The organism is Paenibacillus sp. 276b, from assembly GCF_900107875.1.
Taxonomy (GTDB): Bacteria; Bacillota; Bacilli; order Paenibacillales; family Paenibacillaceae; genus Paenibacillus; species Paenibacillus marchantiae.
Map to the genome: position 1 here is coordinate 1 of NZ_FNRR01000008.1, position 17,094 is coordinate 17,094.

A 17,094-nucleotide genomic window follows, 5' to 3' on the forward strand; every position below is an offset into this window, starting at 1 on the left:
GCCGGCAGACTGGGCGAAACCAACGATTTTCTTGGACGCGCCTTGGCGCAAAATATCGTTTACGCGGCTTATCACAAGGCGCGTACCGTACATCAAATCGCGGAGGAGCTTGGAATGCCGCCGTCTTTGCTGGAAGGCGAAGTCCGGCACCTGGCCGATTACAATTTTCTCATCCAAACCTCTCCCGGCAAATATCAAAGCAATACCATCGTCTGGGACCTCTTCGAGTTGGCCGTAGCCGGTCATCAATTTTGGCAAGATTGCGCCGCCGAAGTGGCCGATGTTCATTTTGACGCGTTAATGGAAGTTCGCCGGCAAGTCGAGGATAGCGGAGTGTACGTTCCGGACGACGACTATAACTTCCTGCTCTGGACCTTGCTGCCCAAGAACGTCGAGGAGCAATCTTGGCGGAGCATGCCGGCGGGCGAAAACTTCGATGCGGTCGCACCAATGCGAAAGGACGGAGGTCAGTATATTGCCTATGCGGCGTTAAACCGGAGCCACAATGCCGATCCGGGTTTTGATTTGAGTAGTTACGTCACCTTCGGTCCATCGCTCCGCTACGTCGAAGACACTCCCTTATACTTGTGGCAATTCAATACGTACTGGAGCGACCGCCAGATGGATTGGCGTTTCCTGGAATACCGAAATGTCGAGATTTGTCATGCGTTCCAACAAGGGGAACTGCCCGACAACGAAGAGAACACCGAGCAATATTCGTTCCTGCTGGAGAAGGGGTACATCCGCAAGACGGAGGAGGGATACAAGTTCAATGCGGTTTGGATCGACTCTCCGCAAACGTTGGATCGGTTGAACAAGGCAATGCCGGATTTGTCCGCTCTGTATGCGCCTGCTGTCGGCAAGCTCTACGACAAAATGCTCAACCTGTTCCTGCAAAATCAGCCAAAGCATTTGGAGCCGCAGCTTGCTTACATGGTGAGAGGCAACACCGGCGGAGGCCGACTGGTCGCTTATATTTTGAAGCATTTGATCGATAACGGGAAGTTGAAACCGCCGTTGCCGCACCAGCAGAAGACTATTTCAACCTGGATGGGGCCGGTCAAGTAAGTCAATGCGGAAATGTATATGAAGAATGGCCGTTCCCGGGCGGTGGCCATTTTTACACTGTCTGTCCACTCTGTCTGTCCAACGAAGTGATTAGGACATTGCTATTTCACACGGCCCCCTCCTGAACGTATGGAAATGATTAAAAACTACCCGTTAGTTGAACAAAAGCAGCAGATCGAGTTGATCCGCTGCTTTCTTTGTAGCATTGAGCTATCGTTTCCCGTTAACGTAATGAAGGTAAATTAAATCGAACACAGGAAAAATCCTAGTCGTATATCTAGTATATTGCAACAATACTATTATAAAAAACAACCCCAATCGACTAAATATGACTGGGGTTGTTTTCAATTATACCTGCTACGCCCAGCTCGACTAATTCTATTTAGTATTGATACTCTGTTGGTGCTCCCGCTGGGAATGAACCACGAGCTGCTTCCCTTACCTGGACAACATCACCAGGTTGTATTTGAACTGCTTTATCTACATTTAATGCAATCCACACTACTCCACCATCCAGCGAGTATTCCAGCGTAGGTAGTGAAGTTAATAGCGCATTGTTACCCGTTAGAACAGAAACTTGAGATGTGAATGTAAAACTTTTGGCTGGACCTGCTGGAAGAATATCACTCGCCTTTTCCCGAAGAAGGATTGTTAGATCTCCTGGGAATTGCGGTGGATTCTCTTCATCATACGTAGTCCACGTTTCTCCATCGTTCGATGAATACTCCATTGCAGATGATATATTACCTGTATCGAATGTGTTTCCAGCATCGTTTATGCCAATATACATGTATACATTATCAACAAAGCTGACAAACTTCGTTTCCCCAGGTGGTACCTGATTAACTGGATCGGCTTTGACCCGAACTTTAACATAAACATCACCAGGAAAGACTGGAGGGTTGTCTTCATCATAAGAAATCCAATTTACCCCGTTATCAATGGTAAACTCCATGGACGAATCTGCACCAATCAATATATTTCTTGCATCGTCATTCGTTATAGATGGTGCGGCAGGAGCTAAAGGCAACGTATCTTTGATCGTTATACCAATTGTTGCTGTTTCAGACCCATCCTGTAGCAAAGCTCGTACAAGCAATTGGGAGACACCTGCAGGGATCACCGTTCCTTGTAGCAAGGTATACCGATTCCCATCATTTTTATCAACTGTAGTTAAGGACGATACTGGTTGTCCCCCATTGCCCCACAATAGTTCAAAACCAACAACAGAACTATTCTCTGCTCCAGGTATCCAAACAATTTCTCCTCCAATACGTCCGGCCGATGTATCCGTATCGACAAACGAAACGGAAATCGGAACCGTTGAAGATTGGTTATATGCCAACTCATAGGCAGATCGAATTTCTTCAATACTTGTAAACTTAGATTCTGGAAGTAAATTCCGATTATTTAAAACCGTCTGAGCAATCTTTGAGCGAGCAACTTGATGTAGATCGTTGTAACGATCTATATCAATAGTTAACGCATCTGCAGATCTTATCAGGTAGTATTCGATTTGTGCAGCATTTTGTGAACTGTTGAAGTTCCGGATTGCACTAGCTTCCGTGTTAGACGGAGCTGGATACTCTTGATTTACTGTACTGAGAATTTGTTGAACATCATTGAATGTCGTATACTGTCCTGCTTGTAGTGCCAATGCTTTCTGATATTGTAAGCCGTTAAATTCGATTAACCCCAGCTCTTGTTTTAGCGGAGACGGATACGCATCGAGGATATGCATGACCGCTTCACCTTTAGTAGGATCAACGGTATTGCCGGTTTCAATAGCTAGCTGCTTCGTAATAAGATTAACGACTTCCGGTCCAGAGTAACTTCCATGACCCCCAAAAGAAACGGAAGTCGGACTACCTGAAGGACTTGTGTACTTGATAGATAATGCATTTTTCACAAACTGCCAATCCAGTCGATACGATGTACCATCACCCAAAGTTACTGGATCAAAGTGTATCGTCATAATTGCCATATCTGGTATCGTTAAGTCCCATTCGAGTTTATCAATTTCAATGAAACCATAACCATAGTTACGAAGGTGGCCATCTTTAAATATGGCTGCAGGATCTGTCGTAGTCGTAGCTGGAGGCGTAAGCACACCATTGAACTGAATACTAATTTGACTTAGGTTTGTCGTGTCATACGGTAGAACTGTCACATCATTTGTACGATAATTGCTAATCGAATTTAAATAGATTGGGTATGGCGATTCTTCACTAGCATTTTTAAATACAACCCAGAGACCATATCCCTTTGATTTGTCTAATCCTTCGATTGTGAATGTCTTAAGCTCATTAGCTGTTACTGAAACCTCACCATGTGCATAAGAGAAATCACCAGGAAGAGTTCCACTTTTAATTTGTTCTAATGTAGGGCGCAAATTATCATCCAATTTGACAGCCATATAATAGACTTGTCCTGATTTCGTGGAGGTTAACATGGCATCCGCAGTGGTTTCCATTCGATTCTTATAGGTTTTCACAGTAAACGGATTCCCGATCGATGTACCAGGATTCGGGCTTGGAGTCGTTGGTGTAGTACCTGTACCAGGGTTTGTAGGGGTTACACTACCGCCACCGGTGTTTCCGGTGTTACTTCCACTAGTAGGTGCTGTACTACCTCCTCCAGTTGGAGCAGTGTAACTCGGATTCGATGATCCGTTTATCGTAGCAATCTGAGTTTTAACTCTATCAAAGTTCAAAATCACTTGTTCTGGAGAAACTCCTGCTGGTAGCACGATATGTTGAATAGTTACGTTAGGCGGGAAAGAAATCTTACTTGTTGTATCTTTGATGGTCACGGATCCTATCATTCCTGTACCTTGTAGCGCCACTGTCCCAGACCCATTAATCGTTACAGACTCAAGTTGGCCATTACCTGAAATAGATGTTTCTTCATTGCCCGTATTGATTTCTAAATTACGAACGTGTGCATACAATGAAGCATTTTGAACACCTTCTCCTATCGTTACACGCTCATAAGTGATAGAAGGATCGCCCCATAAACCAGAAAGCTTCGACTCAATGTTAACGTCCTGAACAACCGTTTTATTGATGGCTTCTACGCGAACCTCTTCTTTTGAGATGTTCATCCCTTGGAGTGACGATTGATCAAATACGACCGTATTATCGTCTCCACCTTTAACATAAGTTGTACCTTGAACTGTAATATTATCTGCGTAGAAATCATTATTCAGTTCTTTACCTATTTCGAAATCACCCTTAATGGTGATGTTCTTAATGGTTATGTAGTCAGCAGCAACCTTTACCTTACCCTCTACAACTGCATTACCTGCATCTAGTACTGTATTCCCTGAAAACTCTTCCTTACCCACGGCAGCAGCTTGTCCTGATGCTACAATTTCAAGGGCTAAAATCTTGGTAATTTGACCGTCTGCTGTTTCAACACGAATGCCCGCCTTTGTTAATGCAGCAACATTATTCTCTGAGAAGAAGGATTTTAAAGGATCTGAAACACGGTAAGAAGTGTTACCAATCGTGACACTACCATTTTCTATTTTCTCAATGGTTTGAAGATTCATATTGCTCTGCATCTCGTCCACTCTTAACAGAATAGCAGCTAGTTCTTGTCGAATGACTGGCATCTGAGGATGGAAGCTCCCATTGCTCCCCGTCATGATTCCAGAAGAAATCATGGAAGACACCGCATCTTTAGCCCAACTCGATATCTTTTGGTTATCTTTTAGAGCTGATAGGTCTTCGCTTGTTTCTACTTGTGTAGCCCGACTCAAGATCGTAGCCAACTCTTCTCGAGTGATAACATTTTTAGGACGGAACGTCCCTTGGCTCCCTTGCATCCATCCGACCTTCTTAACAGCCTCTATTGCACTAACACTCCATGAATTACTAGGGACATCAGAATACGATGATGCTACAGTGTCACTTAATTCAAGACCCATAACATTAGCAAGAGCTACCGCAGCTTCTTGACGAGTGACTTGCTGTAATGGATGGAAGTATCCTTCTCGATCCCCATTCACGAGCAGTTTTTGATGTGCTTCTTGAATGAGTGCTTGTGCCCATGGTGAAGCCTGTTCTAGATCTTTTAACGTTGCGTCTGAAGCATATGAGACATTTGAATGCATCGCTGTGCTCAGCGTAAGCGCTATTGTTGCAATAGCGGTGACTCCTAGTTTCCTCGAATTAGCCATAATTCCTCCTGTTTTATGAGTCTTATTCCCTATCTATAAAACTTTAGACCTAATAATCATAATATGTAACTTAGTTTATAACAATATATATTTTCCAAATTTATCACTTTGATTGTAGAATTTTGTCTTTTTTGAAACTGTAGGATACACAATGTATTGTGGACTTAACATCAGTCAGGGGACTCACGGCAACTTTATGCTTCCAATTTCGACTCATGGCAAACTTATGCTTCCAAATACATTTAAAAATCACGGAAACACCATAATTCTAAGCATTTTCTGACATACTTATGGGTAAATAGATGATCCTGATCCTTTATGGGTTAAGTCTCACACGCGGCATCGCATCATTCATTAGCGCAGCAAACAAATGAGGTATATCTCAGACTTTACAGAACGAAACCTGCAGTATCTGCATGCATAACAGTGAGTAATAAAACCCATACCATAAAAAAACTCAGAACGACGAATATTTCGCGTTCTGAGCTAATGTTTAATAAGTAACTCTTGAAATCCTGGATATCTTCCATAAAAGAAAGTTAGATCCTTGCAGTTGGGTAGGACTTACAACAATACAGGATATACAGATGTTTTGCCATTTTCATCCTCGTTCTACTCGCTTTTCTACTTCGTCAACCACTAATTACGGTTTTGTGCCTGTGGTGGATGTAGACCGTGTCTTCCTCGGTATTATCCGTCGCAAGGATATTATTAAGTATTATACGCGTAACATCTCTGACTAAGTTTTAATTAAATATATGGAGCCTACCGCTCGTCAATTTTGCTTTTTGGGGATCGTGCAGATATCCTCCAGCCAAAAAATGAGTAATGGAATAAGGGCAGGAAGGGTGAACAGAACTGCTTCTGTCTCCCTCCATAGTTTCCACGCAATTTGCAAACTCCTCATTGTTCAAATTTTATTTAACGATGATGCATAGTTCCCTTAAGTCTGATCTTATTTCTCTCCCGCTCAAAAATGATTGTATAATACATTGCTCATACGGGCGCTATGCACAGCCCTTTCTGTTTTGTTATTCGGAGAGACTCCCAACATTACAGGAGGAACAGAGAGGTTTTTCCATTTCTAACCTTCGGTCACTTCTTCAAGGACTAATTACAGCTTTGAGCTATTTTTTATATGTAGAAAAAAATAAACTCGACCGTGCCTTTAAGACACAGTCGAGTTTATTGGGAGTACAACTTGAGGCGTTTACTTTTTATTATCTTGTAAAGAATCTCCACAGCCCGCATTTCTGCTCAGTATGTTACTGGGCACTGATCATTTGCTACTTTATCTCCTGCTTATGGTGATGCTTGGAACTGGACTTCAAGCGCTGGTCTGCTGGCTGTCGTCGCGTGCTCCTTCGAAGCATAGCTGACATCTCCCTTGGAGCCTGCATTTACAGGCGATATGACAACCAAAGACAACTGCTTGTTACCTGTCAAGGATGCAATGACCTCGCTCGTAAGGTCCACTTTAACCGAGAAACCCGATGCAGGTGCGACAAAGGTTCCTAGCACTGTACTACCTGCGGGCCTATTATTCCACGTTAAGTCAGACTCTGCCCACGTATCGCTTTCAACGAGCAGCACCTGCTGATTGATGCCGGTTGTCCCCGTTCCAACCGAGGTTAGCCTTAGCTTGGCACTTTGGACTGGGTCCGAAAGTTGGGACAGGTCGAACTTGAGATAAGATTGGCGTGCATAGCCCAATCCGTCATTTTTGACCACGAGGCTCGTTTGGGAGCCGAAGTTCTGGGTCGCATAAGTGCCGTCGCGGACATAGGCATCAAAGGTCGGGTTTAGCACCGCTGCGAGCATAGGCGTTGCCGAGAGTTCATTCGACGACGGACTTTCTCCCGCGGCGTTATAAGCCTTCACGGTGAAGTAATAAATTTGACCAGGCGTAAGTCCTGTCACCGTCACCTCATTCTCCTGAGAGACGGCTGGAGCCTCGATCGTCTCAGTGTAGCTGCCTGATGCCTTACCGTAGCTTACTCGATAACCGGAGGCCCCTGGGCTGTGGGTCCATGACAACACAATATTAGATCCGGAAGGCTCGGTTTGAGTAAGAACCGGTGTTGCTGGGATGGTCGGATTCTCCATGGACAGTTTTACCGTCTGAGGGAAACCATAAGTGGCGCTTGTTCTTACCGTCAGCTTAATCGTTGGTGCAACCTGCGTTACTATAATGGACGGATCCAAGGCCAGCACACTGACAGCAGGCTTACGAATCTCGAGATTAATCTCGCCATTGTTCAGCTTCGTTGGGTCTGATACGCCGATGTGAAGCTCCCCATTGCTTTCCGTCAAGGTAACCGAAGCCTTCTTATCGCTTGACAATATAGGAGCACCATTCATCGAAACAGATTTCTGCTCATCCTTCCAGAAGTTCGCTCCTAGCACTGAATGCTCTGTGTCGTATACCGCATGCACGTCATCATTCTGAGCGAGAACCTGTACGGAAGGATTGGCTGCATAGCTGGCAGTCGAAGCTGCGCTTTGATTGGGAAGCAAAACATAAGCATAGGAACCGTCAGTAGGTGACTTTCCATGATCGAAGGCAAGGCTCAAGTATTTATCGGTAAAGGAAGTAGACGACCCGCCGGTATTCACCTGCTGCCAGCTTCCTGAGCGAGCTTCACGCTTCATGTTAAGGCTAGGCGCATTCGGGAAGTAGTACCCGATGTCAGCACCCGGCACAGCTCCAGCAAGGTGCGCCCAGTTCACACCATCAAGCTTCTGAGACCAGCCCGAGCTTGCAGGCTTCACAGCGCCATTCACTGTAAGCACATTGTCTCCTGCTTCATTAAGTCTGCGGTTCTCTACAATCGTCTCCACCTGAAGATTGTCCGTGCTCTTGATACCTGTGCCAAGTGCTGTGATGCGATTGCCAAACAGGAACCAGGACTTCTTCCCTTGCAGAGTGCTGCCTGTATTCTGAATATTCGAGAATTGCATGCCGACAGAACCATAATTCTGATCAATTGTGGAGCCGCCAACCCAGCTCATCGGGTTCATATAGCTCTTCCAGGCAACCGGCGTGCCGCTTCCCGAGCCATCCGTCGTTGTTCCAGGCAAACGGTGCATATCTGCTGTTGCCCAGTAGTTACCTCCAAACTGCTCAAGATCGTTGTTATAAAGCGTGGTCATACCGACGCCTGTATGCCAACCCTTAATATTTTCCCCGTTGCCGTATTCAAAGGACGAGATGCGCGGAGAGAACATACTGATACCGAATCCAAACGAGTCTCCATAATGGGCGACCCGGTCCATGCTAGGGAAAGCATAATGTCCGGTTAGGTCTCCACGCGGTGTGATGGAAGCATCATTCATGAGGTTCTTGCCCAATATCATCTCAAACATGCCTGCTCCGGTAAAATAATTCGCGAATGTCGTATCCGTGAAAAGCCATTCTTTCACCATCCGTTTAATATGCAGCGCCTCTGCAGCTGGCGCACCTTCGGACAAGCGCAAGATAGCAAGCACAATGCCGCGTCCTGACGTATGGTCGTTCGTATCCTGACGCGATATACCGCGGCCACGCAAATTATCCATGATCGCCCCTTTATATATCAAAGGCTCAAAGCCTTCTCGCACCCAACGTAACACATTCATAGCGTTCTGGTCCGTAATGTTCCAGGAGGAATCCTTCAGCACATAGAACATATCCGCAATTCGCCCAATGAGAACAGCTCCGTAGCCGCCTGTATAAGCGATGTTGGTATGCTGGATGAAAGATCCATCCTCATAGAAGCCATCCCCTGTTCTAACATATAAAAATGCAGGTCCCATTGCATCTCGGCCTTGCGTAATCTTGGCGCTTGACTGTCCGATTATCCCTCGCAAAGCTACAACGAAGGACTTGTCGAGGAGATTGGCTCCCGTCTCGGTTACACTATTGATCGTCCGTTTGCTTGGATTCGGAATAAAGCGGTCAATGGCTCTCATATATTGATCAATCTGACTTTGAGTTAAATGATCGTACATCAACACAAGGGTATCATTCACAAGCTGAGGCGTTCCAATTTCCCAATCCCACCAGTTGCCTGTTTCTGTCTTGTTCTCGTTGTATCGGTTCGTATACGCCCAATCCAACGCACTAATGATATCTTGTTTTAATTGTTCGTTAAGGTATAAGGCAGATCCACGCGTCGCATAAACGAGGGCCATCTGCTTCAGGCGAGAAAAATGAGTGGAAACTTGGTCCGAAGTGGTGGTGCTTTGAAGGTCGTTCCAGAGGTATGTGCGTCCTGGCTGCTTGTTCATCGTATTCCAGAAACCGGTTGAATCGGGATTGCTGACCGAACGACTCTTCGCTGCAAGGTTGGCCGCAATGTCCAGATCAAGCGGATCATAGGCATCTCCTCCAGTCAGGTAGGTGTGCCACTTCGCTCGTAACACATCATATTCCGTCATGTCCAAGGCTGCTTCCGCACTCGACATTAGAGGTAGCATTACAGAAAAGGCAAGCAGCGTAGCCATCAAACGTACGACAAGTTTATTCGAGAATGGAATCGCTTTTGATTCTGGATAGAACGTTCTGTCACGCATCCTATTCCTCCTCATTATGACAATTCAAATGGTCAAAAAGTCGTCTCTATATTATCTTTCGAAGCCTGGATGATTCTACTATCGGACACCTCCTGTATGCTGTTTTCCCACATGAAAGGTGATTGATGCGAAGGTTCAATACTCTTTGCCGCACGCTCCTTGTCAGTAGGCTCTGGCACTGTTCGATTACAGTGATCGTAAGACAAACTTAGTATATGATGAGTGGAGTAATTTCTGAATATATTCCACCAAAATTTCCAATATTTTTTCACTCATATCTTATTCTCTCTGTCGTTTGTCTTGCGCCGTAGTCAGCGGATCGGGCAGCAGACTCGCCAACTGGGATGTCCGAAAATACAATAATGGACAGCTCTTCAGGTACTCTCTTGTCCCAACTTCTCAGCTTGCTCTCTACTAATCTGAATTATTTGAGTCATCTATTTATTCTCCTTCCGGCAGATTGATTACAGCAAAATGAGTTACAGACACGGCCCCATCTATAGGACTGTTGTCTCTTATAGACCAAGTCATATCATAAATTCGAGTCATAATCGCGGCATCAACTTCTTTCCCGTTGCTAACCAGGTATTCACCGTTCGCAGGGGGATTGTTAGGGTCATACCTTTGCCAAGGAATCTTCAAATTATTGAATGTAACAGTCACCAGGTACAACCGGTAGATTAGCTCATCTCGTGGCAGTTCCTTTACTGTTTCAATGAAATCTATAATCGCTTCCTCAATCTTTAGATTAGTTCCTTCCTGATCAGCTAATAACACACGTTCAAATGGTATTTTATACAGTTGAACTTCATAACTTAATTTGGCATAAGTACCAAAAAGTAACTTCTCAATGCTATATAGTAGCACCCTTTTAAGAAACGGAAATTCAACTTCATTGATTGCATCAACGGTGTCTCCTGGAACCGGGTATTTTCTATTTATGTTGATTAGACAAAGTTGTCCTGCAATCTCGTCTAGAGTCATATGTTGGACTGTTTCTTTGAAAAAATGTAATATATGCAGCTTCAGCTCTCTGCCGGGGAGTTGCCGTTAACAAATTCGCTACTGTACTCCACTTGTACTTTTCAGCCGCCCAACCGCTCACAATTTCTCCTAGTGATCTCACATACAAGTCAGGATTTATTTTGATTGCCCTTTCTTGAATCTCCATCGAAGCTGCTGGTTCGTATGAATAGCAAGGTTCATCGTATTTCTCCAAGTTCTCGTAATCGGTCAACTGAGCCAAAGCCTGGTTAAGTAGTTGATCAGTCATCTTATTTACTTTTATCACGTTTCTTCCTCCCCTATTTCATAGCGTGAAAAATCAATTCCCCTTAAGTTTAAGTCCCTGAGAATCCAACGACGCTGTACCTCAGTTATACGATCAAGGTTAGTGAATAGCCACATCACCTGTTGCTCAGTGGGCTCGTCATGTCCATATGCATGGCATCCTGAATTACCTTGTTTATCAACCCAGGGAACGCATCCGAACTTAATAAAGTTAGGAACATTATTAGAATCTCCATCGAACAGGTTCACTTCGTACTGCTTTACAAGTGTTGAGGCCAGATCATTATGCTTCATATAAGCACACTCATAAAACACTCCGTCTGGTGCAAGAAAACCAGATAACCCTTTATATTGAACGGACTGATGCATGATATACCTCCTATGTACGTGAGATCAATTAACCTAAATCTTCGTCCTCATAATTCTCATCTTCGACTAATATCGGATTCCATTCAGCTCCACAACTTGTACCATACCAAATCATCACCTAGCTTCGCATGGAACCCGGTGTCACAATAGCGACATTCTAGATGTTTACTCATAATAGTCTCTCCATTTTAGTTACTTGTGACGATCGTCAGAGTATAGAATGATATCCTTAGGTAAATGAAGTGTTACATCATGGTATTTGTTGTATTGACTCATTCCTTCTTCTCTAAATTGAACATATTTAGCCTCTAATGTACCTATATTGTTAGTTGCATCAAACACAACATTATCTGTTATAACCTTTCGAACAAGGTTGTCTGTTTTGAGTACCACCGTGTATTTCCCTTCCTCACCGTGTACTTCTGATATCTGCCATTTCTCTTTTGGAAGAGTGTCGACATATTTGTGATAATCCACTTCCCAGGGTGCTACTTTTTGCTTCCACTCACCATCGTAATAGTTTGCGGAGACCATAAGTGCTAAAATACAGATTATTAGTCCTCCTCCCATTCCCAAAGTAACCCCCCCGTCAATGATTGCAGCAAAAACAATGGATGAAATTATCAGCATAACAATAGCAATCCCAAAAATAAAAAGGGACTCCATAAACATGTCTCGTTCTGGAAAATTGGTAATTAACTCTTCTTTGGTCACAACTGAGTACCTCCTTGTGAGTCAAAATGACTCCACATCATAATCTGTATTTTTCGCTTGTTGAACTTGAGACAAATGGTTTCAAAAAAAATGAGGAGCCGCTAAGCCCCTCTCATTAAAGTTTCCTTTACTCAAGCTCACCAGTTAGAATCCTGGCATAAGGCGAATCAGAAGGAATCATAATTACAGGTTCACCTTGGAGAGATGTTGTATAAGACTGTAACGTCCGATACAACTCATAGAAAGCAGGATCTTTGCTATATGCTTGGTTATAAATTTTTGCGGCTTGCTCCTCTCCATCCGCAATGATCTCTTTAGCAGCCAAGTTACCATTAGACTCAATAACTCTAGCTTGCCGATCAGCCTGAGAAGTTTTATTACGAGCTTCTTCATCTCCTTCAGACAAATAATTTGCGGCTATTGAATCCCGTTCTGATATCATTCTTTTAAACACGCTGTTCTTGTTCTCTTCGGGCAGATCAGTTGATTTGATTTTAATGTCGACAATTGCTACACCATAATCCTTCTCCATTAAACGTCGTACTTCATTTGTTATACTTACGTTCAAATCGGTACGAGCACTCCCTTTTTCATTTTTAGAGAAACTCTTCTTTTCGGTATCCGTGAATTTTTCATTAGCATTAATAATTTCACCATACTCAGACTCTGACAATTTTCGTCGAACGGTATTGTATACAGCTGCATCAATTCGTTCTTCAGCGGATTTAACATTCTGAACGCTTTTTACAAACCTAGTTACATCAGTAATACGCCAAACCGTATAGTTATCAACCATCATTGGTTTCTTATCCTTGGTCAGAATAGAGGTTGATTTACTCGTGTACAATTTTTGTTCTTTAGGTAGGTAAGAAACCTTATCCAGTAATGGGATTTTAACATTTAATCCAGCATTATCTTTTACACTAATTATCTCGCCAAATCGGGTTATAACAGCATATTCGTTCTCTTTTACTTTAAAAGTAAATAAGAGATAAACCATACACAGTAAAACTAAAGCTATTAATAAATACTTGTACATCTTGGGAATTTTGATATTCCCCAGTTCACTCAGGAAATCTTCCATTTTGGATACCTCATTTATTTAAGAATGTGTTTGTTATTAGCTTTTAAGGTTGATTATCGGTTACCTCATTTCCAAGCTCTACAGGATGTTGACCAGCATATGGATTATGAATATTCATATGAATACTTTCATAGTTACATAGCTCCCTTATAGTTGGAAATTGTAATTTTACTATTCAATCAAGAATTCGAAACCCTTATTTTTTCATGAGATCATTAAGAGTTAGGTAATTTACAGTATTGCCTTTACTATCGACAATGAATATTTTAGATTTCGGATATACTTTCTCAATCGTTTCGAGAATCAACCTTTTCTTAGTAATGCCTGGATTCTTTACATATTCGCTATAAATGGCATTGAACTCTTGTACCTCACCCTTGGCATCATTTATCCGTTCTGTCTTCTGGCTCAGAGCTTCTTCTTCAGCTGCGTTAGCGGCAGCCCGTGCCTTCGGAATAACTTGGTTTCGATGTTTCTCTGCAGCATTGATCTTGGTAATCTTCTCTTCTCTGGCGTCCGTTACAGCCATGAAAGCCTTAGATACTTCTCCCTCCGGAGGTTCAATGTCTTGAAATTTCACATCTAAGATATGTATACCGGTGTTGTACAAATCGTTAGAAGCTATCAACAGATCTTTAACCTCCGCCTGGATCTCAGTCTTTCCTTCAGTTATGACGTAGTCCAGGTTCTTACTACCGATTACAGTTCTAATAGAGGCAACTGTTGCATTACCTAAGAAATTTTCAGGACTGTCAGTGTTATAAAGATAATTTCTGACATTCGAAATATTGTATTCCACAATTGCATCTGCCCAAACAATATTTTCATCACCAGTAATCATTAATGCTTCGTTGCCAACAGTACTTACTTTGTCACCATCTTGCCTGAAGCCAATCTCAATACGATGTGTTTTATTGGCATCTACTTTTTCAACTTTTTGAACCGGCCAAGGCCATTTGAAGTGCAATCCCTGAGTGTTCTCATCAGTTACCTTCCCGAAGGTTGTTACCAGTGCTACTTCCTTCTCCTGTACTGTATAAGTCGAGTTAAAACCCAAAATAAGAACCAAAGTACCGATAATGGCTATAGGTACCCATGATATTTTTTGTTTTGTTGACATATGTGTCCCACCTATTCTTTTTAAAATTGCATTGCACTTTGATAAGAAATTTCTCCAGATTGATCCAAGCTTACGTTAATCACTTCTGTTACTTCCCAAGATTTGAGGTCATCCTCATCTTTGCACTCTACTGTAACGATGAGATCAATTTTCGCAGAAACATACCGTTCCAGAAATTTACTTTCTGCATAATTTAGTTCTACTGATTTGTTCGACAAGAGCCTGCTTAACTTATGGATAGCGTTCTCAGGACTTTTTGCGACAAATGTGCTCATGGTACCTTTAAGCCCTTCAGATATTACATCAAAATAGGGTGCGATCTCTCTTCCTCTGAGTTCAGAAACAAAAAGGTAGGAAGATCGAATTGATAGAGCTGTTTCCATTAAAGATTTCTTCATCTCGCTGTTAGTTGCAGTGTAAACGACATTAAGTGAACCTGGGTTGAACGGAGCCGGTCTATGGTCCTCAATAACGACTGACTTTAAACTTGTATTTGCGTTATATTCCGCTAAGGAATACAACAGTTCCATCTTCCCTTCAACATTGCGTGGACCGATAATTAATATACTTTGTTTCTCGTCTACCGCTTTACACAGAAAATCGTTGATTGAAGCAGTTATATTTCCCGCTGCAACAAGCTGAGTCATAATATTTGATTGGTTATTCATATTTATCCTCGCTTTGTATCAAAATGGGTGTATCTGATCCGCTGATGAGATGAACAATTTTATTTATGTATCTTTCAGCTCAATACCGTAAGAAAGGTAACCGCCTCTATGGTCATCATCTAAGTGATCAATACCGATATAACGTTTTGAACCATTGAAATTAATTATTTCAGTGCCTTCCGGAATAACGGACAATATGTATAAAGGTATCAACATCATGGATGCACCATTATCTGCTCTCCTAAAAGTAAACCCCAAATTCTCTAATTCACTACGAGTAGACAATTCAAAATTGATTTGCTTAGCTTTAATATCCGATAGTAATTGCTTCATTGATTCAGCAATTTCTCTTCGATGAAATTCTAAACTCTTGAATTCATTTCTATTCGCTATAGCCGTGGTGTTAATAACATGAAATACTTTCTTCAGAATTGAAAATTCACTCACAGTGGTCCCTCCATTACATGTTCCGTTTTCTAGAGATTTGTTTACGTTCACTCATATCAACTACTGTCCCTGCCATGCTCTGTGCAAGCAAAGAGGCGAAGGTTGTATCCACGCTTTGCTCAGAATTGGGGACTTTCTTCGGATGAATAGGTGGTTTCATCGTTACCAATGGAAAGATCTCGATTCTCATGAGTCAAAGGTACACTCCTTTCATTTAATGGTATGGTAAGATAGTCTTTTTATATTTCCAATCTCTTGGACTGCATGGAGCAATATCAAAATCAATGAGATTTACATTCATTACAGATCTTCGATCTAAATCATAGACCAAAAGGTTCTGATCGATCAAAGTAACTATAAACCCATATGACCATATTCCTTCTAGATCTCCTGTTGTCCGTTTCTTTACCGACATCAACTTCTTCTCATTGATCCAATTATTAACGCTACTGAGAGTAATCTCATCCATCTCCTATGCTGATCCTCATTTCTTGTAATTCAATAATGTAATCAACGAACTACATAATTGTACACCATGATTTACATTTTGTGAAGAAGCTGATAAATAAATAATAAATAATTATTATTTAATGTTGTACGCTACCAATTAGATGAATAGCTTTTTCAATGGCTCCAGTCGCCCCCCTACCATCATGAAACCCAAGTGCCTTATTATATTCTCTGGCAAGATCCCTTACCGCCCACATCGAGGCATGTTGTAATGCACCTTTTAAAATGATGATTACGTCACTGTTTCGGATAATAGGAGTAAACTCTTTTTCTAGTGCTTTTTTACATTTGCCATCGTGATGTGTTACAACTAAACCATTTTTTTCCTATTTTCATAAAAGTATCTTTTTGAGTACCACCGATTATAGCCAGCTTCATAAGTAAAAACCTCCGAGAAAAATTTGATAGACAAATCATACCCTGGTCTTTAAATATGACAAGCTTCAGATCTCTATCGTGCTATTACTCACTTTCAGGGTAAGATCTCTGGTGGATAATTCAAAACAAACAGAAAAAGCTCAGAGCGCCGAATACAACAGCGCTCTGAGCTTTTGTTAATGAGGATGAGGAGACCTCTATCTTGGATATTTATCATATAAGGTTTGTCTGAATTCATCATTTTCAATCAAGGAGAATTGATGAATGACAGTTCCCTCTTCACCCCAGATTATCATGGTCCAATCACTCTTAACTTCAATAGTACAACCTTCATACTGTTTCAATGATTCGATGTAAAATGTGACGTTGTTGTATTGAATGCTTTCTTCTGTTAAGTCTACATCTTCACAATCCAGTATATCAATTCCAAACAAACTGACTGCAGCTTCGCTCATAAAAAATCCTCCAAGTGTATATTATGTATAATTAGCTAATCATCGTAAAGAAGACTTTACTACTTCAATTTACTTTAGCATATTTATTTGAATGAACAAACTATGATTAGTTTAAAAGGATCAATCACATTTATCTTTAGACTATCATAAGACCCGCATACGATGATGTTATCCTTGAATCCATCAATATGATGTTTACAGCGGTAATTTTGTGTAGCTAATCGGACTAGCTTCTGGTCGAACTTGACCTTAAG

Annotated in this window: 12 protein-coding genes and 3 pseudogenes; 2 read left to right on the forward strand and 13 right to left on the reverse strand. The window is 42.1% G+C overall.

Translation table 11 applies throughout. From position 1 onward, the window contains the following. Positions 1-1,068, forward strand: a pseudogene (locus BLV50_RS32930) (hypothetical protein); the annotation flags it as partial. A 382-nt stretch (positions 1,069-1,450) separates the two neighbouring features. Here BLV50_RS32930 and BLV50_RS26910 read toward each other — a convergent pair. Next, positions 1,451-5,251 (reverse strand): DUF4073 domain-containing protein, encoded by a 3,801-nt coding sequence (locus BLV50_RS26910; RefSeq protein ID WP_090810828.1) that lies wholly within the window; start codon positions 5,249-5,251, stop codon positions 1,451-1,453. Positions 5,252-5,901: 650 nt separating this feature from the next. On the opposite strand from BLV50_RS26910, the pseudogene BLV50_RS33840 reads away from it, so the two are divergent. Beyond that, a pseudogene (locus BLV50_RS33840) lies at positions 5,902-5,994 on the forward strand (CBS domain-containing protein); the annotation flags it as partial. Positions 5,995-6,553: 559 nt separating this feature from the next. Here BLV50_RS33840 and BLV50_RS26920 read toward each other — a convergent pair. From BLV50_RS26920 to BLV50_RS26975, 12 genes and pseudogenes are all read right to left on the reverse strand, one after another. Further along, entirely contained in the window at positions 6,554-9,805 is a 3,252-nt protein-coding gene (locus BLV50_RS26920; RefSeq protein WP_177031269.1) for a polysaccharide lyase family 8 super-sandwich domain-containing protein, read from the reverse strand. Positions 9,806-10,246: 441 nt separating this feature from the next. Next, positions 10,247-10,582: a hypothetical protein gene (locus BLV50_RS33205; protein ID WP_218135431.1), complete on the reverse strand. Its 336-nt coding sequence runs from the start codon at positions 10,580-10,582 to the stop codon at positions 10,247-10,249. Positions 10,583-10,739: 157 nt separating this feature from the next. After that, complete coding sequence (locus tag BLV50_RS32935) at positions 10,740-11,096, reverse strand: hypothetical protein (RefSeq protein WP_090810834.1); 357 nt, start codon at positions 11,094-11,096, stop codon at positions 10,740-10,742. After that, positions 11,093-11,464 carry a hypothetical protein gene (locus BLV50_RS26935; protein WP_090810836.1) on the reverse strand — a complete coding sequence of 124 codons (372 nt, stop codon included), beginning with the start codon at positions 11,462-11,464 and terminating at the stop codon, positions 11,093-11,095. The genes BLV50_RS32935 and BLV50_RS26935 overlap by 4 nt, the downstream gene beginning before the upstream one ends. A gap of 192 nt (positions 11,465-11,656) precedes the next feature. Further along, a complete protein-coding gene (locus BLV50_RS26940; RefSeq protein ID WP_090810838.1) occupies positions 11,657-12,178 on the reverse strand; it encodes a hypothetical protein in 522 nt (173 codons plus the stop codon). 127 nt (positions 12,179-12,305) lie between these two features. Continuing rightward, positions 12,306-13,262 carry a protease modulator HflC gene (gene hflC / locus BLV50_RS26945; RefSeq protein WP_256338059.1) on the reverse strand — a complete coding sequence of 319 codons (957 nt, stop codon included), beginning with the start codon at positions 13,260-13,262 and terminating at the stop codon, positions 12,306-12,308. 196 nt (positions 13,263-13,458) lie between these two features. Then, the gene (hflK, locus tag BLV50_RS26950; protein ID WP_090810840.1) at positions 13,459-14,382 is read right to left on the reverse strand and encodes an FtsH protease activity modulator HflK; all 924 of its coding nucleotides are present in this window, start codon (positions 14,380-14,382) and stop codon (positions 13,459-13,461) included. A gap of 20 nt (positions 14,383-14,402) precedes the next feature. Then, complete coding sequence (locus BLV50_RS26955; RefSeq protein WP_090810842.1) at positions 14,403-15,050, reverse strand: P-loop NTPase family protein; 648 nt, start codon at positions 15,048-15,050, stop codon at positions 14,403-14,405. A 63-nt stretch (positions 15,051-15,113) separates the two neighbouring features. Further along, a complete protein-coding gene (locus BLV50_RS26960; protein WP_090810844.1) occupies positions 15,114-15,497 on the reverse strand; it encodes a hypothetical protein in 384 nt (127 codons plus the stop codon). A gap of 13 nt (positions 15,498-15,510) precedes the next feature. Continuing rightward, positions 15,511-15,657 carry a hypothetical protein gene (locus BLV50_RS32940; RefSeq protein WP_218135432.1) on the reverse strand — a complete coding sequence of 49 codons (147 nt, stop codon included), beginning with the start codon at positions 15,655-15,657 and terminating at the stop codon, positions 15,511-15,513. Positions 15,658-16,084: 427 nt separating this feature from the next. Beyond that, positions 16,085-16,273, reverse strand: a pseudogene (locus tag BLV50_RS33610) (DUF2325 domain-containing protein); the annotation flags it as partial. Positions 16,274-16,582: 309 nt separating this feature from the next. Next, positions 16,583-16,840, reverse strand: a complete 258-nt coding sequence (locus tag BLV50_RS26975; RefSeq protein ID WP_079696944.1) for a hypothetical protein — start codon at positions 16,838-16,840, stop codon at positions 16,583-16,585. Positions 16,841-17,094 lie beyond the last annotated feature (254 nt).